Origin of the sequence: Bradyrhizobium sp., assembly GCF_004799405.1 — a bacterium.
Classification (GTDB): Bacteria; Pseudomonadota; Alphaproteobacteria; order Rhizobiales; family Xanthobacteraceae; genus Bradyrhizobium.
In genome coordinates this window covers 1-23,048 of record NZ_SSMW01000056.1, presented here as the reverse complement: position 1 = coordinate 23,048, position 23,048 = coordinate 1, and the positions used below count along the sequence as shown (strand labels likewise).

Sequence of the window (23,048 nt, the reverse complement as noted above, 5' to 3'; positions counted from 1 at the left end):
CGGACATTGGCCGCATCCCCAATGATGCAGTGCACGATTGCGGGGAACGGCACGGCGGCTACAATGCGACAAAGGCCGCGCGGTCGAATGACGCTGCCTTTACACCTCGGGAGAGCGCGCAGATGGCAAAATGGATCCGCTTTGAGGAGAATGGAAAGGCCGGCTTCGGTACCCTGGAAGGCGATACCATCACGGTTCATGCCGGCGACATGTTCGCAGGCTCCAGGCCGAGCGGGCAGACCCTGAAGCTTTCGGACGTCCAGCTTTCGACGCCGTGCCAGCCTTCCAAGATGGTCTGCCTGTGGAATAATTTCCACCAGCTCGCCGCCAAGAACGAATTCAAGGAGCCGAAAGAGCCGCTCTGGTTCCTGAAAGCGCCGAATTCCTACTGGCCCGCCAACAAGCCGATCGAGCGTCCCGCCACCTATGCCGGAAAAATCATCTACGAGGGCGAACTCGGGGTCGTCATCGGCAAGAAATGCTTTGACATCACCGAAGCCGAGGCCGGCGAATACATCTTCGGCTACACCTGCGTGAACGACGTCACCGCCGTCGACCTGCTGCGCAAGGACAAATCATTCGAACAATGGGCACGCTCCAAGAGCTTCGACACCTTCGGCGTGTTCGGCCCGGTGATCGCCACCGGCGTCGATCCGATGAAGCTGTCGGTCAAGACCGTGCTCAACGGCAAGGAGCGGCAGAATTATCCGGTCGCCGACATGTTTTTCCCGCCGCACAAGCTGGTCGCCGCCATCTCCAAGGACGTGACGCTGATGCCGGGCGACATCATCGCCTGCGGCACCTCGCTCGGCGCCGGCACCATGGGGGACGCCCATAACATCGTCGAGATCGTGATCGATGGCGTCGGCACGCTGAGCAACAAGTTCGACCAGGTGCTGCCGAGCCCGTATCTGTTGGGCGCGCCGCCCAGGCAGAAAAAGATCTGCATCGTCGGCGCCGGCGCCATCGGCGGCCTGCTGGCGGCCAAGTTCGCGCTTGCCGGCGAAGACGTCACCGTGATCGACCAGGGCGCGCATCTGGCCGCGATCCAGAAGAACGGGCTGAAGCTGGAATGGCATGACGGCAAGGTGCAGACCGCCAGGATGAAGGCGGTCAACAAGCCGTCCGAGGCCGGCAAGCAGGACATCGTGGTGCTGGCGGTGAAGGCCCACTTCCTCGATCAGGTCGTGCGCGACATCGACTCGATGCTCGGTCCCGATACCGTGGTGCTGACCGTGCAGAACGGCCTGCCGTGGTGGTACTTCCAGAAACTCGGCGGCCAGTACGACAATCACAAGCTGGAAAGCCTCGATCCCTCCGGCGTGCTCACCAAGAACATCGATCCGAACCGCATCATCGGCTGCGTGGTCTATCCGGCCGCGGCGGCCACCGCGCCGGGCGTGATCCACCACGTCGAGGGCGATCGTTTCCCGATCGGCGAACTCGACGGCAAGGAGACCCCGCGGGTCAAGGAATTGCACGACGTCTTCATCAAGGCCGGGCTGAAATCGATGGTGCTGCCGGATATCCGCTCGGAGATCTGGCTGAAGGCGTGGGGCAACCTGTCGTTCAACCCGATCTCGGCACTGACTCATGCGACCCTGGTCGACATCTGCCAGTTCGCCGAGACGCGTGAGCTGGCGACAACCATGATGAGGGAAGCCCAGGACATCGCCCAGAAACTCGGCGTCACCTTCCGCGTCACCATCGACAAGCGCATTGCCGGCGCCGAAGCCGTCGGCGCGCACAAGACATCGATGCTGCAGGACGTCGAAGCCGGCCGCTCGCTGGAAACCGAAGCGCTGATCGGCTCGATCCTGGAAATGGCCAAGCTGACCAACACGGCCGCACCCGCGATCGAATCCGTCTACGCGCTGGTGAAGCTGCTCAACCGGGTCATGCTGCTGGAAGGCGGCGGCGTTAAGGTGGAGAAGGCGAGCAAGGCGGCTTAGGCGAGCCGCAGGGTGAGGAGTTCAACGTCGTCCCGGCGAACGCCGGGACCCATACGCCGTGCCGTTTGTTTTGCAAGACACTGATCGAGGTCTTTCGCGCAACAACTCAGGCCTGTGGTTATGGGTCCCGGCTCGGAGGCCGGGACGACGATGATATTTCCCGCTCACGCCTGTGCAACCAGCGACGCCATCGGCACATCCAGCACGTAGACGAAGCCTGTCGGATCATAGGCGAGATTGACCTGCCCTTTTAGTTGCTGGCCGAGCGTTCCGATCAGGCGGGTGCCGAAGCTTTCCCGGGAGGGCGCATGCACCGTTGGGCCGTTCTTCTCGGACCACGTCAGATGCAGCCGCTGGGTCGCTTCATCGATCTTCCATACGATTTCGATGCGGCCGGCCGGCACCGACAGCGCGCCGAATTTGGTGGTGTTGGTGCAGAGCTCGTTGAGCGTCATGGCAAGCGCGATCACCGCGCCCGACGTTATCCTGATGTCGGGGCCCGCTATCGAGATTCTCCCCGAGCCGATCGTGACGTAGGGTTCGGTGGCGCCGTGGATGGTCTGGTCAAGACTGGCGTTGGCCCATCTGGCTTGCAACAGCAGGTCATGCGCGCGCCCCAGCGCGACCAGCCGGCCTTCGATCGCATGTTGACCGTGCTCAAGGCTGGTCGCCGTCCGCAGGCTCTGCGATGCAATGGCGCTGACCGTCGCCAGCGTGTTCTTGATGCGGTGATGCAGTTCTTCAAGAATGAGCTTCTGCAATTTGTCAGCCGCTTCGCGCTCCTTGGCGTCAATACCGGCTTGCGCGAGCAGCACCTCGGCATCGATACCGGCCTGCTCGAGCAGCAGGCGAAGGCTGTCATTCTCCGCGGTCAGGAATTCCTGCGTTGAATCGGGCGATCCCGATCGGATCGGCATGCCGTTCGCTTTCGGATGCGACACTTTGGCGATGACCGCGGCGACTTCGTCGGGCACGATTTTTAGCGAGCCGTTGCCGATCATGTCCTGCATTTCCGCGATCATCTGTTTCACGTCGAGCGGCTTTCCGAAGAACCGGCTGTCTGCAGGTTTGTCATGATCGGTCAATTTCAGTTGACCGGACACCAGGATGATCTTGATCCGCGGCCAACGCTGATGGACGGCATAGGCGAGCTTGAGACCGTCCATGCTCCCCGGCATCTGGATGTCCGTGAACAGCAGTTCGATATCCGTACGGGATTCAAGGATCGCCAGCGCATCGTCGGCATTGACGGCTTCGACGGGGGTAAAACCTGCGTCCTCGACCATATCCACCGCACGCATGCGCAGCATCATCTCGTCCTCGACCACCAGAACGGCGCGAAGGGAGGCAGGCCGACTTGAAGCCATGGTAACCGGCACTTTCATCTGGAGCCAAGTGGATTAGCCCGTGCCAGTTGCTCGCGTATTGGCTTCGAACATTTTCGAAAGAAAGTAAGGCTGGTCCAATCCCGATAAGGATTGGAGTGCGGGCACCACTGGTTGTGGTTCGCCGACTATCCCGGACAGGGTTCACAACAACCCCGGAGACAAAGAGTTCCGCGGACACAACTTATATTTGATTCCGGCCAGGTAAGCTATGTTTACCGCTTGCCAGCCAACAGCGCCTCGCCGAACGCCTCGAACAGCGCCCGATTGACCGGATTGCGCTGCGGGTCGTACTCGGCATGCCACTGCACGCCAAGCGCAAAGCCTGGGGCGTCGGCGATCCGGATCGCTTCGATAGTGCCGTCTTCCGCGGTGCCCTCGACCACGACGCGCTTGCCGGGTTCCAGGATGCCCTGCCCGTGCAGCGAGTTGACGCGGATGGTCTCGCAGCCAAGCAGCTTCGCGAAAGCGCCGCCGGGCACCAGGCTGACCGCGTGCCGGTCGGCGAAGATCACCTTGGGATCGGGGTGGATTTCGCCGTTCTCCAGCCGCGGCATCCGGTGGTTCATGCGGCCGGGCAGATCGCGGATTTCCGGATGCAGCGAGCCACCGAAAGCGACGTTCATTTCCTGCAGGCCGCGGCAGATACCGAACAGCGGGACGCCGCGGGCGACGCAGGCTTCCGACAGCGCCAGCGCCACGTCATCGCGATGCACGTCATAGGGTTCGTGCCGCGGATCCGGCTCGGTGCGAAACCGGGTGGGGTGCACATTGGCGCGGGCGCCCGTCAGCACGATGCCGTCGACCGCATCCAGCAACGCGCCGATGTCGGTGATGTCGGGCGAGCCGGCGAACATCAGCGGCAGCGCGCCCGCGACCTCGGCCACCGCGCGAAGATTTCGTTCGCCGACCATCTGGGTCGCAAATCGATTTTCGATGCGATAGGCGTTCCCGATCACACCGACCACCGGCCTCCTCATCACATGGCTTTCCGATTCTTTCGCCGCAAACTTCGGGGCGATCATGCCCGCCAGCCGACCGGGGATCAATATGTTGCTCCGCACAGCGGCGATGCTAATTCCGGGTGAAAGCCTCCCGGGGATCGATGCCTTCGCCGGCTTTCAAGCCGGCGGCGGCAAGCGCCCTCCCCGCGGAATCGTCCGCACCGTTCAACCACGGCAATTTCGTCTCGATCCCGCGCGTCACGGGCTCGCCGAGCACTCCGCCGAAATCGAGCGGCCACAGGCCGTTCGGCACCACCTCGGCCGAGATGCCCTGGAGGTGAAATCCCTTGCCGAAGGCGGCTTCCAGATCGTCGGACGGCACCCCGTGCGCGGTCCCGGGATCGGCAGGATCGGCAAAGGTCACGAGAACCGGCATCAGCGTACCCGTCACGGGGACCGAGCCGGTCATCCGGCTCATCTCGTTGAACGACACCTTCCGCCCCACGGCGTTATAGGCGCGCAAGGCCACATAGTTCATGCCGTCGAGTTCGAGCGATTGGTCGATATGCGCCATCAGCGCCACAAGATTTTTGCCGCCGCCGAGATCGACCCACACGGCATCGCCCTTGGTGCGGGTCTGCCCGCGACGGCTGTAACCCCTGTCGGGATGGACCGCCATCACGCCGGAGGCCGACTTGATCCCTTCGGGGGTCTCCACCGCAACCGTCAGGCGGTATTTGTGGCCGGGCCGGTTGATGCGGATCTGGTCGCCGATCACCAGTACCGCCAATAATCCGAGCGGGCCGACCCATTTGGAGTTCATGCGTCTCAAAGCCTCTCGCCGCGCCGCGGCTCCGTTCCCGCTGATCGCTTCGCACAGCGAAGGCGCCTGCGTCAAACCGGTACGCCGTCGGCGCTTGATCCCGGCCGTGTTTGGCGAAACAGTGCGGCCGGAACCGAAAAGGAATCAACGTGGCAGTTTCGGCGGACCATCGCGTTCAATCCCGCAACGATCTGGCATGGGCGATATCGGTCGGCGGCATCGGCATCGTCGGATTTGCCGCCCTGTTGCTGTTCGCCTGGTATTTCGCCGCGACGCTGTTTCTGATTTTCGCCGGCGTGCTGCTTGCGGTCGCGCTCAACGCCTTCACCAGCCTGCTCGGCCGCATCGTCAGGCTGCCGCATGCGCTGCGGCTGGCAATCGTCTGCCTGACGCTTGCCGCGCTGTTGTCGGGCGTGGTCTTCCTCGGCGGCTCGACCATCGCCGAACAGGCGACCGCGCTGAGCGACACCATCAAGTCGCAACTGATCGGGGTCAGGGCTTTGCTCGAGAAAAACGGCATCGACACCGGCTATCTCGACATCGGCAATCCGGCCGCGCCTCGCACGACGCCGTCAACAACGCCAACGCCCGGCGCCGGGGCCAAGCGCGATCTTCCCAGCGCCGGCGAGATCGCTTCCAGCGGCGGCGCGATCGTGAGCCAGACCCTGAAATTGATTCTGGGTGCGGTCAGCGCTGTCGGAAATTTCTTTATCGTATTGTTCCTCGGGTTGGCGTTCGCGGCGCAGCCCGGCGTCTATCGAAGCGGCCTGTTGTACATGGCCCCGGCGCGGCATCGCGCCCGCGCCACCATCATCGTCGACGGCATCGGTGAGACGCTGGAGCGCTGGCTGATGGCGCAGATCCTCACCATGGCCGCGGTGTTCCTCGTCACCTGGATCGGCCTTGCGATCATCGGCATCCAGGGTTCGTTCATTCTGGGCATCCAGGCCGGCCTTCTGACCTTCATCCCGACGGTCGGCGCGCTGATCGGCGGGTTGATCGTGGTGCTGGCAAGCCTTGCTTCGGGATGGGTGGCGGCCGTCAGCGCGTTTGTGCTTTTCCTCGGCATTCACGCGCTGGAAAGCTACATCCTGACCCCGATCCTGCAACGCCAGGCGCTCGAGATTCCTCCCGCCACGCTATTCGCCTTCCAGATCCTGCTCGGCGTCGTGTTCGGCATCTGGGGACTGGCGCTGGCACTGCCGCTGATGGCGGTGGTGAAAGTCATGATCGATCATTTCAAGGCAACGGATATCGAAGCCTGAAGGCTGCGTCCTATCCCGCCGTCGTCACCACCGTCTCGGTGTGTTCGACCTCGGGAGGCGCGGCGAAATATTGCCCGACCAGCCCGCGCCATGCCGTAAAATCTTCAGAACCCCTGAAATCGACGGTGTGATTTTCGAGCGTCTGCCACTTGGCCATCAGCCGGTAGCGGGACGGTTTCTCGATCGACTTGTGCAGCTCAAAACCCTTGCCGCCCTTGGCGCGCAGGAACAGGGGGCGCGCCTTGGCGACCGCGGCTTCAAAGTCTTTCTCGCTGCCCGGCTTGACGTCGATTTGTGCGATTTCGGTGATCATGGGATTTACGGCCTTTTCCGAGGGAATTCACGTCTCTACCGCAACCGCCGCAAAAGAAAAAGGCGCCTCGCGGCGCCCCCAGCATCCTGTTTTGCCGACTGCTCAGTTCAACAGCAGCACCGCGCCGGCGACCATCAGCGCGCAACCGATGAACATCACCAGCGGCCAGGGGCTGCGCGGCGGGGCATAGTGTCCCTGCGCACGCCGTTCGGTGATCAGCGCGGTCTCGAACTCGTCGGAACTTGAGAACATGCAGGCGAATCCGCTGCGTGCCGACGCCGCGGCAGCTTCGAGCGAGACCAAGGCGGCGTGGGCATTCTGTCTGCGGATCGTATCCATGTGCGGATGATAGGAAGCGAATGGTAAAGGGGCGGTTAACCATTCGCCGCCGCCGGTGGCTCGCTTATGCAAGGCGCGGTATGCCGGGTTGCCGGCGCGGATGACCGGCGAGGCCTGCGGACTTTCGCCGCCACTTTTCCAGCGACAACGGCAGTTCCTCGGCCGCCTCGACCCGATTGCGGCCATTGCGTTTGGCCTGATAGAGCGCGGTATCGGCCGCCGCCAGCAGCACCTCGAGTTCGGTGCCCGCCGGGCCGCCCGCTACGCCGATGCTGACGGTGGTATCCACGGGGCCGTCCTCGACCACAATTCCCGAACTCGCGAAGCTTTCGCGGACGCGTTCGGCTGCGATCACGCCTTCCTCCAGCGAACAGGGCAGCAATGCCGCGAACTCCTCGCCGCCGATTCGCCCCGACAGGTCGGTGATGCGCAAGGTGTTGATCACGACCGTGGCGAATAGTTTGAGAATCTCGTCGCCGGCCGGATGGCCGAAGCGGTCGTTGATCGATTTGAAGTGGTCGATATCGAAGATCAGCACCGTCGCCGGCCGGCCGGCATTGGCTTCGCGCTCGATCACCCGCGACGTCGCCTCGGCAAAGCCGCGGCGATTGAACATGCCGGTCAAAGGATCCATCGAGGCCGCCGTCTTATGCGCGGTCACCGTGCGCTCCGAGACCAGCATGAAGATGACGAACACGGTACCGACTGCGTAGAGCACGAGTTCGACGGAGAACACGGTGACCCAGATGCTGCTGCCGAACGCGCCGTCATGCGGACGCAGCAGGTCGCCCAGGAGAATTGGCAGCATCAGCACGAAACCATGCAGCACGGGCACCGCGACGGTCGGCCAGCGCTTTTGCAGGGTGCGGCGGCGTTCGGACCAAAGTTCCGTGGCGGTCAGTGCCGCATAGATCGCCACGATGCCGGCGCCGATCGTCAAGCGCAGCGGCGAACTCTCGGGCCCCAGCGTCATGACGGCGGCTATCCAGGCGATGGCGCCGAGCACCAGCCCCGGCAAATTGGGCTTGCGGCCATGGAACACCCGCGAGGCGTTCCACACCATGCCGCAAGCCACAAAGCCGACCGCATCGAGCGCCAGCGACAACATCGCGCCAAGCGCCGCGCCGGCAAGCGTTCCGAGCGCGACGGATGCTGCGCCAAGCAGATAAGCAGTACCCCACCATTTCAACGCCGGGATATTCTCCTGCTTGCCGAAAAACAGCAGCATGGCTCCCAGCATCGCCGCAACCATCGTGGCAACGAGATAAAGCGTGGAAGTATCGAGCGACATAGGTCTACCACCGAAAGAGTGTGATGCAGCGTGACCGGCACCGGCTGAAGACAGAGGCGCCGTCACCATCCCGCAATTTACGGCGGCCATCTTTGAAATCCGTTTGCGCGTGCCCGCAAGTTTTCCGGAAAAACTACCTCAACTCCTCTGCAATCCGTCAACAAAAGGGCGCCAGCGCATGATCCGCCAAAGTGTGAGCGGTTTGGCGATCAGATCATGCGCCCTTTTTAATAAATTAGAGCGCGACCGGCGTTGCCGATCGCGCTCCAGGGCGCCCCTTCGAGTTTCATATACGCCGCATTCGCGGCTATTTTTATCGAAGCGATTAGCGCTTCGAGAACTGGAACGACTTGCGCGCCTTGGCGCGGCCGTACTTCTTGCGCTCGACCACGCGCGAGTCGCGCGTCAGGAAGCCGCCCTTCTTCAGAACGGTGCGCAGATCCGGTTCGAAATAGGTCAGCGCCTTGGAGATGCCGTGACGCACCGCACCTGCCTGGCCCGACAGGCCGCCACCGGCCACCGTACAGACGATATCGTATTGACCGGCACGGGCGGCGGCGACCAGCGGCTGCTGGATCATCATCCGCAGCACCGGACGGGCGAAATAGACTTCGACCTCGCGGGTATTGACCGTGACCTTGCCGGCGCCGGGCTTGATCCAGACGCGGGCGACCGCGTCCTTGCGCTTGCCGGTGGCATAGGCGCGGCCGTGCTTGTCGACCTTCTTGACGTATTTCGGAGCTTCGGGTGCTGCCGGCTTCAACTGCGACAACTGATCGAGAGACTGCATGGTATCGGACATCTTATGCGGCCCTCATGTTCTTGCGATTCATCGAAGCGATATCCACGGTCTCGGGTTGCTGGGCCTCGTGCGGATGCTCCGGGCCGGGATAAACCCGCAGATTGCCGAACTGCACCCGGCCCAATGGCCCGCGCGGAATCATGCGCTCGATGGCTTTTTCGACCACGCGCTCGGGGAAACGGCCCTCGAGGATCGATTTTGCGGTGCGCTCCTTGATGCCGCCGATGAAGCCGGTGTGGTTGTAATAGACCTTGTTGTCGCGCTTGCGCCCGGTCAGCACCGCATGCGCCGCGTTGATGATGATGACGTGGTCGCCGCAATCGACGTGGGGCGTGTAGGTCGGCAGGTGTTTGCCGCGAAGCCGCATCGCGACCAGCGAAGCGAGCCGACCGACCACCAGACCCTTGGCGTCAATCAGCACCCACTTCTTCGTCACTTCGGCGGGCTTTGCCGAAAAGGTTTTCATGTGAGGAAATCCGTGAAAGGGGACATCGGCGCCGACAGCGCCGAACTGCGGGGTTTCTAGATAACGGCGCCGCGCGCGTCAATGCCACACGATGTAAATTAGTGTTTATAAAACAATAGCTTATAAATATGGTGCGATACTACCATACAAAACATCAAGTATTTGGAATGGAATAGGTCGCAGTCACATGGGCGACCGGATCCGGCGAGGTCCCCGACAGCAAATTGATCTCGCCGACCGCCAGCCGCTTGCCCAGCTTCAATAGCCGCGCTGCCGCCAGCACATCCTGGCCCGGCTGGCCCTTGCGCAGAAAATTGATGTTGAGACTGGTCGTAACCGCAAGGCCAACCGGGCCAATCGCCGACAGCAGCACCACATACATGGCGCAATCCGCCAGCGCCATCAGCGTCGGTCCCGAGATCGTGCCGCCCGGACGGAGCATCCGCTCGCTGTAGCGCTGACGCAGCAGGCAGGATTCACCATCGGCGCTCTCGATCGATATGTCGCCGCTGCTGAAAGTCTGCGGAAATTCGACCTGGAGAAACTTCTCCAGTTCGGCCACGTTCATCTTCGCAATTGCCATGTCGCTCCGCCTGCCCTCGCCTCTTCCCGGTTGTTACATTAGGATGACGACCAGCCCCAAGTGGATATTTCGTGGATATTTCGCGGATATTTCGATGACGAGCCAGACCGCACGCGCCGCTTCGCCACAATCGCCTGCTCTGCTGCAGGAAACGGTCGGCAGCATCCGTGTGCTGACGCTTAACCGGCCTGAATCCCGCAACAGCCTGTCGGAGGGCCTGATCGCCGAACTGCATGCGGCGCTGAACGCCATTCACGACGACGCGCACGTCCGCGCGGTGGTGATCGCGGCCAGCGGTCCGGCGTTTTCCGCCGGGCACGACATGAAGGAACTGACGGCGCGCCGCGCCGACGCCGATCGCGGTCGCGCCTATTTCGCCCGGATGATGACCGCCTGTAGCGCGATGATGCAGGCCATCGTGCACTTGCCCAAGCCCGTCGTTGCCGCGGTCCAGGGCATCGCCACCGCCGCCGGATGCCAGTTGGTGGCGAGTTGCGATCTGGCGGTGGCATCGGAGGCTGCGAGCTTCGCCACCCCTGGCGTCGATATCGGTCTGTTCTGTTCGACGCCGATGGTGGCGCTGTCGCGCAATATTCCGCGCAAGCAGGCGATGGAAATGCTGCTCACGGGTGAGCCGGTTTCGGCACAAACGGCGCGCGAGATCGGCCTCGTCAACCACGTCGTTGCCGCCGGCTCCGAGCGGGATGAGGCGATTAGGCTGGCGCAAAAGGTCGCGCTCAAGTCCGCCTACACCGTCAAGCTCGGCAAGGCCGCGTTCTACCGCCAGGCCGAAATGAATCTCGCGGACGCCTATCGCTATGCGGCGGAGGTGATGACCGAAAACATGATGGCCCGCGACGCCGAGGAAGGCATCGGCGCATTCATCGAAAAGCGCGAGCCGAAGTGGCAGGACAAATGAATCACGACGCCTATGGCGACGATTATATCCGCGAAATCCTGCACGGCGTGAAATCGATTGCGATGGTCGGGGCCTCCCCCGTCAACGTGCGGCCGAGTTACTTCGCCTTCAAGTATCTGGCGCAGCGCGGCTACGACATGATCCCGGTCAATCCCGGCCACGTCGGCAAGAGCCTGCTTGGCAAACCCTTCGTCGCCTCGCTGCTCGATATCGGTCGCCCCGTCGACATGATCGACATCTTTCGCAGTTCGAGCCACATCATGCCGGTCGTGGATGAAGCGCTGAAGCTGATGCCGCTGCCGAAAGTGATCTGGATGCAGCTCGGCGCGCGCGACGATGCGGCGGCCGCCAAGGCGGAGGCCGCCGGTCTCAAGGTGGTGATGAACCGCTGCCCCAAGATCGAATACGGGCGGCTGTCGTCGGAGATTTCCTGGATGGGCGTCAATTCGCGCACCATCAGCGCCAAGCGCGCGCCGATGCCGACCCGCGGCATGCAGCTTTCCCTTAATCGCATGAGCGTCGGTGGCGGCGAAACTGGCGCGTCCGACCGCGCCGCGAAAAACAAAAGCGATTCCGCCTGACGCGCTTGCGAGAAGTTTCTTTCACAATTGCCGCAATGCGAAGCACGGCCGTTCCGAAGCCGCGCCTGAACGGTTGACCGCCTTGACGGCGGACGCCGACGCCCGCAGCATGACCGGCGGCAAGACTTCAATCGAGCAGAACAAGGACACAACCTATGACCGATCGTCTTCCCGGATTTTCCACCCTCGCCGTCCATGCCGGTGCGCATCCCGATCCCACCACCGGCGCGCGGGCGACGCCGATCTATCAGACCACGTCGTTCGTGTTCAACGATGCCGACCACGCCGCATCGCTGTTCGGACTGCAGGCGTTCGGAAATATCTACACCCGGATCGGAAATCCGACCCAGGCGGTGCTGGAAGAACGCGTCGCAGCCCTCGAAGGCGGCACCGCAGCACTCGCCGTCGCATCGGGACACGCCGCACAGGTCGTGGTGTTTCAGCAGTTGCTCAGGCCCGGCGACGAAATCATCGCGGCGCGGAAACTCTATGGCGGCTCGATCAACCAGTTCACCCACGCCTTCAAGAGTTTCGGCTGGAACGTGATGTGGGCCGATCCGGATGAGATCGAAAGCTTCGAGCGCGCGGTGACGCCGCACACCAAGGCGATCTTCATCGAGTCGATCGCCAATCCCTCCGGCTCCATCACCGACATCGAGGCGATTTCCGCGGTCGCCCGCAAGGCCGGCGTGCCCCTGATCGTCGACAACACCCTGGCGACGCCTTACCTGATCCGCCCGATCGACCACGGCGCCGATATCGTGGTGCATTCGCTGACGAAATTCCTCGGCGGTCACGGCAACTCGATCGGCGGCATCATTGTCGATGCCGGCACCTTCGACTGGTCGAAGGACAACAAATATCCGATGCTGAGCGAGCCGCGCCCGGAATATCACGGCATCAAATTGCAGGAGACCTTCGGCAATTTCGCCTTCGCGATCGCCTGCCGGGTGCTCGGCCTGCGCGACCTCGGTCCTGCGATCTCGCCGTTCAACGCCTTCCTGATCCTCACCGGCATCGAGACGCTTCCGCTGCGCATGCAGAAGCATTGCGAGAACGCCAAGGCGGTCGCGGAATGGCTGCTGGCGCATCCGGCGGTGGCGGCGGTCAACTATGCCGGGCTGTCGGGCGATAAATATAACAATCTGGCGCGCAAATATGCGCCCAAGGGCGCCGGTGCGGTCTTCACCTTCAGCCTCAAGGGCGGTTACGACGCCGGCGTCAAGCTGGTGTCGAACCTGAAACTGTTCTCGCATCTGGCCAATGTCGGCGACACCCGCTCGCTGGTGATTCACCCGGCATCGACCACCCACAGCCAGCTCGACGATGCCGCCAAGGCCAAATCGGGCGCCGGCCCCGACGTGGTGCGGCTGTCGGTTGGCATCGAGGACAAGGACGATCTGATCGCCGACCTGGAGCAGGCGCTGAGCGCGTAACGCGCGCGCGCCTTCTCGTTCATTTGCGAGCGGTCGATTGACCGCCCTTTAGCCATGTTTCTCGCTTGGGAGCGGGTCGAAGCTGCGGCGTCGCGCCCGTTGCGATATGCTGAGCCCGAATCACAATTCGGGAGCGGCCGATGTTGCGCTGGGCGATTCTGTTTATTTTCGCGGCGGCAATTGCCGCGACGGGCCCGGCTATCGCCGCCGATACGCCGGTCACGCCGCATGTCAGGAAGTCGGCGCGAGCCAAATTGCCGCCGGGACTCCCGCGCACGCACTACGATTACCGGACGACCCTGACCTACGATGCGCCCGCGCCGCCGCTCCAGGTCTATGTCGAACGCGACCCCGACCTGCTGTTCACGCCGAGCATTCCCTACGTTCCGCTGCCGGGCCGAAGGCCGTTCCTGCCGGGATCCTCGTCGCTGCCGGGCTATTATGGATCGGATCGCACGCTGGATTACCAAGGTGCGTATTACGGTGGCCCGAACATCAGCTATTGGGACCGCCTGCCCTACGCCTGCGGCGTTTACGGCTACTGCTAGATAAGTCGTCGTGCCTCTTGGTATTGCCGAGCGCCGGTCTACCGCCTGGCTGGATAGACCTGGCTGTTTGCGGTAAATCCAGTCGATGGAATCCTCCGTCGGAATTTACCAGCCTTTTTACAAGTCTTCGCTGATCAAGCGATTGGACCCCGGATTTATCCCGCTGGATTGGCTGTCCAATCCCACGCCCGCTCTGCGCGAACTGGCGCTCCACCATCACATCGCGCAAAACAAGCTCTTTGCGAGACATCGGCTAACCGGACTTTTCTCGCCGAAATTCTTTTCGAAAACCGGATTGCATTCTCAAAGGGATTACGACTGGATCGCTGAAAGCCCGGGCCACGACATCTACCTGATCAGTGGTGGATGTCACGTTCCGTACCTCCATTACAACGGCGTTGTCCGCAACCAGATATTGCATAGTCCAGAGTTCGAAGAACGGATGAGCGACCTCTGCGGGAAGATAGGATTCGAACTCCCGGAAGAATTCCCGCGTCAGACCAATGCAAACCGCAGCGGGTGCAGTTATTGGGTCGCGTCAGCGACGTTTTGGGAGAACTGGATTGCCGACGTAGTTGCGCCGATCTTCGCGCTGATCGGCAAATCCAGCGAAACCGATGAGATTTTCGCCTATGCCAAACATGCGGCTCCAGCCCCCGTTTATATCCTGACGTTCATTTATGAGCGTCTGATAGACTATTACATCGAGCGGAACAGGATCGATGCGATCTACTATCCGTGGGATGCGCAGAGCATTCTGTCCCTGGACTACGACCCTTCCGTTAGAGCGTATCTCGAGGTCATGATTCCACTCGTGGACCGTATTGACGCGTCGAGACAGTGGAGCGACAGGGACAAGGCCTGGTTGCGCGAACGATATGCCGCCCTGACTTTGACGGGCATTGGATTGGAAATGGTGACAGCGGATTCGGCGGATTACGATCTACCCAGGCGTTATCCAAACGAAGTGCCGTGACCACGGCATCGCGGTCATGGCCGACTTGCTGTACGCTAAAATGCCTGCTTGGCGCGGAGCGCCCGGGCTTTTGGCTCGACCTCAGCGCGCATGAAGTCAGCCCGCTTCATCAATTCATCGAAACGCGTACTACGAAGAGGCAGCGGAGTTCTGCGCAGCATGCGCTCGACGCATCGCCACAGGATTATCGCGTGGACCGGCGAGACCAAAGCGGCTTGCCGGGCCGTACGCTCGTCGTAGCCGAGAAGTTTCTCGCCGAGATCGCACCAGGCCTCGTAAACCCCGGTATTGCGGTCGCCGAAATTCAACGGCTCGAAGGCCAAAGGTGACAGCGGTTCAATCGCATTGGCCCGCTTGAACCGCCAAACCTGGATCGTGGAGGCGAAGGCGACGAGATGCAGCCATTCGTGAAGCAGCGTGGTGCCGAGCAACTGGCCGAGACGGCGGTCGGGCTTATAGAGCACGATCAGGCTGAAATTGGTGGCATGGCCCAGATGATAGAACTCGTCGTCCCTGACCTTGCGCACCCAGGGATCGAGGAACGAGCTTTCGTCGCTCAGATGCAGGCGCCGAACGCGACGTAGATCAGGCAATTCGCGCAACAGCGCGAGCGCCTGTGAGGCATCGATACGCTCGTAATCGGCGATCCGGTCGGGAATCTCGATCTCGGCCTTGCAGCCGGCTACGCGATAGATTCGCATCACAACAGGCTGCTGCACCGTGCCGTCGCGCAGGAAAGCCTTCAGTGTCGGAAAGCGCGAGGCATCCGTCGCCACGAACAGCGTCACCGCGCGGGTATAGATCCGTGAAAATCCGCTCGCCGCCGCCTGTGGCGGAGCGGTGGTCCGGATCGGACCAAACTTGCCGCCGACCTGCGGCGTGTTGCGGTAGAGAAAACCGCGGACAAGCAGCGCAAAAAACACGAAAACGATGATGGACTGGAGCACGATCATTGTCTTGCGGCGGATTTGGCTGGCGCTTGGCGCCCGCCTTACGGCTTCGCCGTGCGCATCGCGGCCTTTTCCTCGCGGGCCAGCCGCGCGTTGCGCTGGACCACCGAATAGGTCGCCAGCGCAAACACGATCACCAGAAGCTGCGCCGACACCGCCTCGACCGTCGGATTGAGCCCGATGGCGTCGAACCACTTCAGGCTTTCCAACTGAGTGAACGGCAGTATCGATTGTTCCTGGAATTCCTGCACCGCCTCGCCGATGAACTTGATCGCCATCGCAAACAAAAATGCTGAGGTGATGATGAACAGCGGCCGCAGCGGAATTTTCTGCGCGATCATGTTGATGAAATAGAACAACACCACAAGACCGGCCGTCGCCGTCGCAAGTCCGGCAAACAGGCCGGCGCTCCAGCCGCCTTCGGCGCCAGCCAGTGCATTGATGAACAGCACGGTTTCGGCACCTTCGCGAAATACCGCAAGGAAGGCCAGTGCTGCGACCGCCCAGACGGTATCCTGCGTTAGCGCATTATCGGCCTTGTGGGCCAGGTATTCCTGCCAGCCGCGCGGATCCTGCTTCACCATCAGCCAGCCGCTGACATAGAGCATCAGGCTTGCGGCGACGAGAATGATGATGCCTTCGAGAATGTCGCTGTGCTCGCCCGAATTGAGCACCGCAAACAGCCATGCGGCGACGATGCTGGCGCCGATCGCGGCAAGTGCGCCGCCGTACAACGCCTGGAGGCGATGGCCGGCGCCGGCCTTGGTCAGATAGCCCGCCAGTGCTGCGATCACCAGCATGGCCTCCAGCCCCTCGCGAAGCAGGATGATGGCGGCTTGAATGAATGCAGATGACATGAGCAAACCTGGATTTGGGGTGTGGCCCGTTTTATCGTCCAGCCGGTCCAAGTAAAGCAGTGCTGCGCCACACGACTTCGTTAGCGCGCGGGTGGGATCAAAAAAGCCCCGTAAACAGCGCACTTCTGCATTCGCGCTGCAAATTAGAATCGCTCAATTCAGCCGGTCTGGCCGACCGGCAGCACCAGTTCTTGCCGCGCCGATTCCGGCTGCCGTGCCGCCAATCGTTCGGCCTGGACAACCGCCAGCGTCAAAACCGCGATCGCAGCCGCCTGATGCGTCAATGCCAGGTCGATCGGAACCTGGTTCAGCAGCGTGAGAATACCCAGCGTCGCCTGCAACGCTATGACGGCCACGAGCCACAAGGCGCCGTTGACCGCCGGCGTCCCTGCCCGCGAACGGATGGCATCGAGCGCATGCAGGACCGCCAGCACCAACAGCGCGTAAGCCGTCATACGATGCTCGAACTGCACCGTCAGCGCATTGTCGAACAGGTTGCGCCACCACGGCGCCTCGAAAAACAGCCGCGCGCCGGACGGAATCAACGCGCCGTCGATATCCGGCCAGGTATTATAGACCCTGCCCGCGCGCAGGCCTGCGACCAGCGCGCCCAGATAAAGCTGCACGAAGGTCAGCACCAGCAAAACCGCGCTGGTGATCTTCAGCCGCCAAGACGCAACCGGCGGCGGGCGGTCTGCCATCCGCCGCAGCGTCCAGACGATGCCGGCGAAAATCAAGAGCGCCAGCACCAGATGGGTCGCAAGGCGATATTGCGAAACTTCGATCCTCTGCGAAAGTCCCGAGGCCACCATCCACCAGCCGACCGCGCCCTGCAGCGCGCCGAGGCCGAAAATCAGCCACAGCCGGCGCGCCAGATCGGCGCTCAAAACGCCGCGCCACAGAAACCACAGGAACGGCAGCAGGTAGGCGGCGCCGATCGCGCGCCCGAGCAGCCGGTGGCTCCATTCCCACCAGAAAATCGTCTTGAACTCGGCAAGATTCATCCCGGCGTTGAGTTCTCGATATTGCGGGATGGTCTTGTAGGCCTCGAACGCCTGCCTCCATTGCGCCTCGTCGAGCGGCGGCACAATGCCCTCGACCGGCTTCCACTCGACGATCGAAAGCCCTGACTCAGTCAGGCGCGTCGCGCCACCGACCAACACCATGACCGCGATCAGCGCGGCGACCGCCAGCAGCCACCATCTGACGGTGCGGTTATCCGGGGTGTGTGGTGCGGGAACGGCGGTCATCGAAGCTGCGCTTGAATGAATTGGCGCGCCCCTTATAGTCCGCCCCTTCCCGCGCGCAAGGCGCTGCACCGACACGAGCCGCACATTCACGTCATGACGATACGTACCCGCAAATTCCTTGGAACCGTCGCGCTCCTGGTGCTGGTCGTGGTGTGGTCGCTGATGGGGATGACGGTGGCGCAGACGCCGTGGCTGGCGAATTCCGGGCTGCTGCAGGCGATTTTCTATGTCGTCGCCGGCATTGGATGGGTGCTGCCGGCCATGCCGATCGTCAGTTGGATGGCGCGCCCGGACGCCTAGAAATCACCAGCTCGCCCGGCGGCCTTGCGCGGCGAAACGTGATGCCTGAAAGCAGCACGCGCATGATGCGCAGCGAACGCCGCCGGCCATCCCAGCTGATGCGCGGCAGCGCGTGCAGATTGGTCCGGCCTTCGATTTCGACCACGCCCGGTATCGCCGATGCCGCGCTGGTAAAGCCTGCTTCCTCCGCCATCCCGGCATGTCGCCGGTTCCAGGACGCGCGATCGCCGAACGGATAGGCGAAATGCCTGATATCGCGGTGGAACGCGGTTTGCGCGACCGCTTTCCCCATCGTGATCTCGCGCAGCGCGTCGGCGTCCTTCAGGTTCGCCAGCACGGGATAGTTCACGGTCGCGCTTCCAATCGTCACGAGCGGATCGGCCGCAAGCCTGGCGAGTTGTTCCCAGTCCAGCGACGCTTCACGCGTCAGCGCGGCGAGGTCGATCGAATATCGCTTGCAGAGATCGTTGATAGCGAAGGAGAGATCGGATGGCGGCAGCGAGCGCATCCAGCCGTCGAGAAAAGCGTAGAGTTGATATTTCTCGGCGGTACTGCGGGTGTTGAAACGCTGTACGTTGCGATCCATCACAAGGCTGACGCGGTCCTGGCGCGCGATCACGGCTTCAAGCGCCAGCCACCATGCTTCACCGAGGCCGTCGGGAAACGCGGTCGGCAGATAGACGGTGAAGGGAACGCCGTGTTGCGACAGCACCGGATAGGCCGACGTCATCAGATCCTTGTAGCCCCCGTCGAAGGTCAGGCACGCAAACCGTCTTGGCGAGGCCAGCGTCACCGCCCGCCGGCAAGCCTCGTCGATGTCGACGATATCGAAATTCCAGCGCTTCAAGGCCCGGATCGTTCGATCGAGAAATCCGGGTGTGATTTCCCGCGATTTGAGCGGCTGAAAGCGCGCATCGCGCCGCGGACGTACGCGCTCGAACCGCAGCACGACGCCGGCGACGCCGGCCTGCCGCTGGCTCATCAACGCCGAGCCGTTGAAATAGGCGAGCTCGAGCCTGAGCCTCGTCAAAAATCTGTTGTCGGATGGCAAGTCCCGCCCCTCAATGCGGCTGTTCCTGCCCTGCCGCGGCCGCATTGTCATTACTCTTTGTTGACATTTCTTTGCAAAGGTCGGCCAAAGCCGAAAAATGTAAATAATTCCCTTCAGACGGGTTTCGTAATGACCATGGCTGCCGCGATCGAAAGCCGGACTGCGGAAGCGCCAGCGTGGTCGAAAACCAGCCGCATCGCCAGCGTCGAAATTTTCCGCGATCTTGCCCAGGCCGAGACGATCTGGCGTGAATTTGAGGGCCGGCAGCCATTCTCCACGCCGTATCAGCGGTTCGATTTTTTGAGCGCCTGGCAACGTCAGGTCGGCGAGCGCGGGAACCTGTCCCCCTTCATCGTGATTGCCTATGGCACGGAGCGCCGGCCGCTGATGCTGCTGCCGCTCGTGCTCAACCATGAACACGGCGTGCGCACCGTCTGTTTCATGGGCGGCAAGCACGCGACCTTCAATATGGCGCTGTGGGACAGGGATTTTGCCGCCGACGCAACCCGCGCCGATCTCGACGCGCTGATATCGGCCATACGCGCGCGATCCGAAGCCGACGTGCTGGCGCTGACGCAACAGCCGTTGCGCTGGCAGGATTTGCGCAATCCCATGGCGCTGGTGCCGAACCAGCCTTGCGCCAACGACTGTCCGCTGATGGTCATGGTGCCGGATCAGCCGCCGGCGGCGCGGATCAGCAGTTCGTTCCGCCGCCGGTTGAAAGGCAAGGAACGCAAGCTGCAGGCATTGCCAGGCTATCGCTATGACATCGCAACCGCCGATGCCGACATCAAGCGATTGCTCGACTGGTTCTTCTCGGTCAAGCCGCTGCGGATGGCCGAGCAGAGGCTGCCCAACGTGTTCGCCGAACCCGGCGTCGAGGAATTCATCCGCAGTGCCTGCATGACGCAGCTTGCGAGCGGCGGTCGCGTCATCGACATCCATACCCTCGAATGCGACGACGAGGTGATCGCGATCTTCGCCGGCGTCGCCGACGGGCGTCGTTTTTCGATGATGTTCAACACCTACACGATGTCGGGCAGTTCGCGCTACAGCCCCGGCCTCATCCTGATGCGCAACATCATCGACCACTATGCCGAGCGCGGCTACCTCGCGCTCGATCTTGGAATCGGATCGGATGAATATAAGCGGCTGTTCTGCAAAAGCGACGAGCCGATCTTCGACAGCTTCATCCCGCTCAGCCGCCGCGGCTCTATCGCGGCGACCGCGATGTCAGGCCTCAACCGCGCCAAGCATCTGGTGAAGCATAACCCCGCGCTGTTCGAGATGGCGCAACGGCTGCGCAGCGCCTTTCGCTAGTCGGTTCCCACGTTCAGGCCGCCACCACCCGCGGGCCAGGCTCGACCGCATCGGACGTTTGCGACGGCCCGCTCAGCATCGTCACTTCCATAAAACCCACCGCGCGAAGCTGATCGCACATCAGGTTGCGGGCGTCGGCGGCCATCGATGCCTCCGGCACCACGACGGCGCGGGCATTCGCCGTCAGCAATTCCGCCGGCAGATCGGAAGCGGCGCCGGCATCGAGCAACACATGGTCGTAGACCCTGAGCAGCGCATCGATCGCAAGCGTGAGCCGCGGCGACTGCAGCAGCGCGCGGTCCGAGCCCGGAGCGCCGGAGCTAACGAGGTGGACCCGCGACAACCGGTCCCTGGTGATCACTTGCGAAAACGAAGCCTCGCCCAGCATCAGTTCCGCAAGGCCCGGGGCGGCCGGATCGACCGACACCGCCGGGATCGTCGGCGACGCCGCCGACAAGTCGACCACCACCACCCTTGCGCTGCGCGCCATCAGGCGCGCCAGGGTCAGCGCCGTCAGTGTGATGCTCTCGCCCGCGGCGGTGCCGAGAATGGTGATCTTGCGCGCCGCCTCGCCGGCATTGCGCAAGCGATCGGCGAGCTGCTCGATTTCGGTGGGTTCAGGCGTGATGCCGGAATAAGGTTCGGGGATCGACGCAGCGGCATCGGGGGCTGCGGCGACTTCGACCGCCGGCGCGCGAACAAAGGCCGGCGATGCAGCGAACGCCGCCGCGGCGCGGGGCGCGGTCATGTGCAACAGTTCGCCGGTGACGATCGTGCCGGCGCTGAGCATCAACGTCGCCAACGTCGCGATCAGCACGATCGGCAGCTTCTTGGGGTATGCGGGGGTGTTGGAGACACTGGCGCGTGAAATAATGCGGCCGTCCGCCGGCGTTGCGTCGATGTTCTCGCGCGTGGTCGCCTCGCGGTATTTCGCCAGATAGGATTCCAAGAGGTCGCGCTGCGCCTTGGCTTCCCGCTCGAGCGCCCGAAGCTGCACGTCCTGGCCGTTGGTCGAAGTCGCCTGCTTCTTCAATTGCTCGAGGCTGGCGCTGAGGCCCTCGACCCTGCCGCCGGCGATGCGCGCGTCGCTGTCGAGCGAGCGGGAGATCTTGCTGGCCTCTTCGCGAATTTGATGGTCGAGGTCGGCAAGCTGCGCCTTCAGTTCCTTGATGCGCGGATGGTTGTCGAGCAGCGTCGAGGATTGCTCGGCCAGTTGCGCACGCAGCGTGACGCGCTGTTCGGACAGCCGGCGGATCATTTCGGAATTGAGAACCTCGGAAGCCTCGATCGGCTTGCCGCTCTGGAGCATTTCGCGGATCAGCCGCGCCTTGGACTCCGCATCGGACTTCAGCGCGCGGGCGTTGTTCAATTGCGTGTTCAACTCGCCCATCTGCTGGTTGGACAGCGTGGTATTGTTGGTGCCGACGAACAGGCTCGATTTCGAACGGAAATCCTCGACGCGGGATTCGGCGTCCGCGACCTTCTTGCGCAGATTGTCGATTTCGGTGGACAGCCACTGGCTGGCGGATTTGGCCTGCTCCTGCCGCGCGTTCTGCTGCAGCACCAGATAGCCTTCCGCGATCGAGTTGGCGACGCGTGCCGCCAGTTCGGGATCGCGCGACTGGAATTCGATGACGATGACGCGCGATTTGTCGATCGCATAGGCGGTGAAGCGATCGAAATAGGCGTCCAGCACGCGCTCTTCCGGCGTCAGCGAGAACGGGTCGCGGCCGATCCCGAACAGGGCCAGCAGCGACTTGACCGGCGAAAGGCCCTGCAGCACCGGATCGAACTCCGGCCGCTCGGCGAGCTTGTTTTTCTTGATGATGTCGCGGGCGAGATCGCGCGACAGCAACAACTGGACCTGGCTTGTGACGGCCTCGGCATCGAGTGCCGCGCGCTGTTCGTCGTTGCGCTCGCCATTGGGCCGCAGGAAAACGTTCTCGCGGCCATCGATTAGGATGCGCGCTTCGGATTTGTATCGCGGCGTAATCAGGTTGACGGTTGTGATCGAAAGAACGGCGACAAGCACCGTCGGAACGATGATCCAGCCCCGCTTGCGCACCAGCGCCTGGCCCAGCGCTCGCAAATCCAGTTCGCCGGATTGAGACGCGACGGCCGGCATGGGGGTCGCCGGCGCGGGCTTTGCAACAGCCCTCTCGACCGGCGCCTTGTCCTTGTCCGCACGCCAGAACGCTAAACGCATCACACACACCCCGCGAGACGCAACTGATCCACCTGACGCGGGCGATTACACTCCATTAAGGTTTCTGCTGGGTTAATTCAGCCGATTTGCCGGGCTGATATCGCCGGGCCAAACCCTCGCACTCATCCTTTGTTAACCATGAAAGTTCTTAATCGGAATCAATACTTATCAGGGTTGTCCGATGCGAGGCCTGCGCGCCGTTGTTTGTTGTTTGCTCGCCGCGCTCGCTCTGTCGGGCTGCATGCACACCTCAGGTCCGGTCGCGGTGGCGCAGCCGCAGGGCAGTCTCGATGACGTGGCTTACGCGCCAGTCCCGGTTGCCTATGCGGCAGCGCCTGTCCCCGTCGCTTACGACACAGCCTATCGACTCGATGCCGGCGACAAATTGCGGATCGTGGTCTTTGGCCAGGAAGGCCTCACCAACACCTATGCGATCGATGCCGGCGGCTCCATCACCATGCCCCTGATCGGCGCGGTGCCGGCGCGCGGGC

24 protein-coding genes are annotated in these 23,048 nt (G+C 62.6%); 10 read left to right on the top strand and 14 right to left on the bottom strand.

Annotated features, from left to right (window positions below):
• Positions 1-122 precede the first annotated feature (122 nt).
• Positions 123-1,952: a 2-dehydropantoate 2-reductase gene (locus E7813_RS26140; protein ID WP_363331162.1), complete on the top strand. Its 1,830-nt coding sequence runs from the start codon at positions 123-125 to the stop codon at positions 1,950-1,952.
• Positions 1,953-2,116: 164 nt separating this feature from the next.
• On the opposite strand, the gene E7813_RS09305 is transcribed toward E7813_RS26140, so the two are convergent.
• From E7813_RS09305 to E7813_RS09295, 3 genes are all read right to left on the bottom strand, one after another.
• Complete coding sequence (locus E7813_RS09305; RefSeq protein ID WP_291573074.1) at positions 2,117-3,319, bottom strand: HWE histidine kinase domain-containing protein; 1,203 nt, start codon at positions 3,317-3,319, stop codon at positions 2,117-2,119.
• A 233-nt stretch (positions 3,320-3,552) separates the two neighbouring features.
• Entirely contained in the window at positions 3,553-4,317 is a 765-nt protein-coding gene (locus E7813_RS09300; protein ID WP_291573089.1) for a gamma-glutamyl-gamma-aminobutyrate hydrolase family protein, read from the bottom strand.
• A 94-nt stretch (positions 4,318-4,411) separates the two neighbouring features.
• Positions 4,412-5,104, bottom strand: coding sequence for a hypothetical protein (locus tag E7813_RS09295; protein WP_291573072.1), 693 nt, complete (start codon positions 5,102-5,104; stop codon positions 4,412-4,414).
• 149 nt (positions 5,105-5,253) lie between these two features.
• Here E7813_RS09295 and E7813_RS09290 point away from each other — a divergent pair, with 149 nt between their 5' ends.
• On the top strand, positions 5,254-6,369 hold the full coding sequence (locus E7813_RS09290; protein ID WP_291573070.1) for an AI-2E family transporter: 1,116 nt from the start codon (positions 5,254-5,256) through the stop codon (positions 6,367-6,369).
• A gap of 10 nt (positions 6,370-6,379) precedes the next feature.
• Here the strand turns inward: E7813_RS09290 and E7813_RS09285 are convergent, their stop codons facing one another.
• The 6 genes from E7813_RS09285 to E7813_RS09260 form a co-directional block, all read right to left on the bottom strand.
• Positions 6,380-6,682 carry an antibiotic biosynthesis monooxygenase family protein gene (locus E7813_RS09285; RefSeq protein ID WP_291573068.1) on the bottom strand — a complete coding sequence of 101 codons (303 nt, stop codon included), beginning with the start codon at positions 6,680-6,682 and terminating at the stop codon, positions 6,380-6,382.
• A gap of 102 nt (positions 6,683-6,784) precedes the next feature.
• Complete coding sequence (locus E7813_RS09280) at positions 6,785-7,021, bottom strand: hypothetical protein (RefSeq protein ID WP_291573066.1); 237 nt, start codon at positions 7,019-7,021, stop codon at positions 6,785-6,787.
• A gap of 64 nt (positions 7,022-7,085) precedes the next feature.
• Positions 7,086-8,312 carry a GGDEF domain-containing protein gene (locus E7813_RS09275; protein WP_291573063.1) on the bottom strand — a complete coding sequence of 409 codons (1,227 nt, stop codon included), beginning with the start codon at positions 8,310-8,312 and terminating at the stop codon, positions 7,086-7,088.
• A 325-nt stretch (positions 8,313-8,637) separates the two neighbouring features.
• Complete coding sequence (rpsI, locus tag E7813_RS09270) at positions 8,638-9,114, bottom strand: 30S ribosomal protein S9 (RefSeq protein ID WP_291573061.1); 477 nt, start codon at positions 9,112-9,114, stop codon at positions 8,638-8,640.
• 1 nt (position 9,115) lies between these two features.
• A complete protein-coding gene (gene rplM / locus E7813_RS09265; RefSeq protein WP_291573059.1) occupies positions 9,116-9,580 on the bottom strand; it encodes a 50S ribosomal protein L13 in 465 nt (154 codons plus the stop codon).
• 154 nt (positions 9,581-9,734) lie between these two features.
• The gene (locus E7813_RS09260) at positions 9,735-10,163 is read right to left on the bottom strand and encodes a PaaI family thioesterase (RefSeq protein ID WP_291573057.1); all 429 of its coding nucleotides are present in this window, start codon (positions 10,161-10,163) and stop codon (positions 9,735-9,737) included.
• Between the two features lie 94 nt (positions 10,164-10,257).
• Between E7813_RS09260 and E7813_RS09255 the strand changes: the two genes are divergently transcribed.
• From E7813_RS09255 to E7813_RS09235, 5 genes are all read left to right on the top strand, one after another.
• A complete protein-coding gene (locus E7813_RS09255) occupies positions 10,258-11,082 on the top strand; it encodes an enoyl-CoA hydratase (protein WP_291573055.1) in 825 nt (274 codons plus the stop codon).
• Positions 11,079-11,663 (top strand): CoA-binding protein, encoded by a 585-nt coding sequence (locus E7813_RS09250; RefSeq protein ID WP_291573054.1) that lies wholly within the window; start codon positions 11,079-11,081, stop codon positions 11,661-11,663. The genes E7813_RS09255 and E7813_RS09250 overlap by 4 nt, the downstream gene beginning before the upstream one ends.
• A gap of 155 nt (positions 11,664-11,818) precedes the next feature.
• Positions 11,819-13,099, top strand: coding sequence for an O-acetylhomoserine aminocarboxypropyltransferase (locus E7813_RS09245; RefSeq protein WP_291573052.1), 1,281 nt, complete (start codon positions 11,819-11,821; stop codon positions 13,097-13,099).
• Between the two features lie 140 nt (positions 13,100-13,239).
• The gene (locus tag E7813_RS09240) at positions 13,240-13,647 is read left to right on the top strand and encodes a hypothetical protein (protein ID WP_291573050.1); all 408 of its coding nucleotides are present in this window, start codon (positions 13,240-13,242) and stop codon (positions 13,645-13,647) included.
• Between the two features lie 85 nt (positions 13,648-13,732).
• A complete protein-coding gene (locus tag E7813_RS09235; RefSeq protein ID WP_291573048.1) occupies positions 13,733-14,623 on the top strand; it encodes a hypothetical protein in 891 nt (296 codons plus the stop codon).
• A 35-nt stretch (positions 14,624-14,658) separates the two neighbouring features.
• On the opposite strand, the gene E7813_RS09230 is transcribed toward E7813_RS09235, so the two are convergent.
• From E7813_RS09230 to E7813_RS09220, 3 genes are all read right to left on the bottom strand, one after another.
• A complete protein-coding gene (locus tag E7813_RS09230; RefSeq protein ID WP_291573046.1) occupies positions 14,659-15,576 on the bottom strand; it encodes a hypothetical protein in 918 nt (305 codons plus the stop codon).
• Between the two features lie 38 nt (positions 15,577-15,614).
• Positions 15,615-16,430, bottom strand: a complete 816-nt coding sequence (locus E7813_RS09225; protein ID WP_291573044.1) for an FTR1 family protein — start codon at positions 16,428-16,430, stop codon at positions 15,615-15,617.
• A gap of 158 nt (positions 16,431-16,588) precedes the next feature.
• Positions 16,589-17,680: a COX15/CtaA family protein gene (locus E7813_RS09220; RefSeq protein ID WP_291573042.1), complete on the bottom strand. Its 1,092-nt coding sequence runs from the start codon at positions 17,678-17,680 to the stop codon at positions 16,589-16,591.
• A gap of 93 nt (positions 17,681-17,773) precedes the next feature.
• On the opposite strand from E7813_RS09220, the gene E7813_RS09215 reads away from it, so the two are divergent.
• Positions 17,774-17,980 carry a DUF2842 domain-containing protein gene (locus tag E7813_RS09215; protein WP_291573040.1) on the top strand — a complete coding sequence of 69 codons (207 nt, stop codon included), beginning with the start codon at positions 17,774-17,776 and terminating at the stop codon, positions 17,978-17,980.
• Here E7813_RS09215 and E7813_RS09210 read toward each other — a convergent pair.
• The gene (locus E7813_RS09210) at positions 17,952-19,031 is read right to left on the bottom strand and encodes a polysaccharide deacetylase family protein (RefSeq protein WP_291573039.1); all 1,080 of its coding nucleotides are present in this window, start codon (positions 19,029-19,031) and stop codon (positions 17,952-17,954) included. The genes E7813_RS09215 and E7813_RS09210 overlap by 29 nt on opposite strands.
• Before the next feature lie 129 nt (positions 19,032-19,160).
• Between E7813_RS09210 and E7813_RS09205 the strand changes: the two genes are divergently transcribed.
• Positions 19,161-20,351 (top strand): GNAT family N-acetyltransferase, encoded by a 1,191-nt coding sequence (locus tag E7813_RS09205; protein WP_291573036.1) that lies wholly within the window; start codon positions 19,161-19,163, stop codon positions 20,349-20,351.
• A 13-nt stretch (positions 20,352-20,364) separates the two neighbouring features.
• On the opposite strand, the gene E7813_RS09200 is transcribed toward E7813_RS09205, so the two are convergent.
• Complete coding sequence (locus tag E7813_RS09200) at positions 20,365-22,557, bottom strand: exopolysaccharide transport family protein (protein ID WP_291573034.1); 2,193 nt, start codon at positions 22,555-22,557, stop codon at positions 20,365-20,367.
• Positions 22,558-22,738: 181 nt separating this feature from the next.
• Here E7813_RS09200 and E7813_RS09195 point away from each other — a divergent pair.
• Positions 22,739-23,048: polysaccharide biosynthesis/export family protein (locus E7813_RS09195; RefSeq protein ID WP_291573032.1), on the top strand; the 310-nt coding region annotated here is incomplete at its 3' end.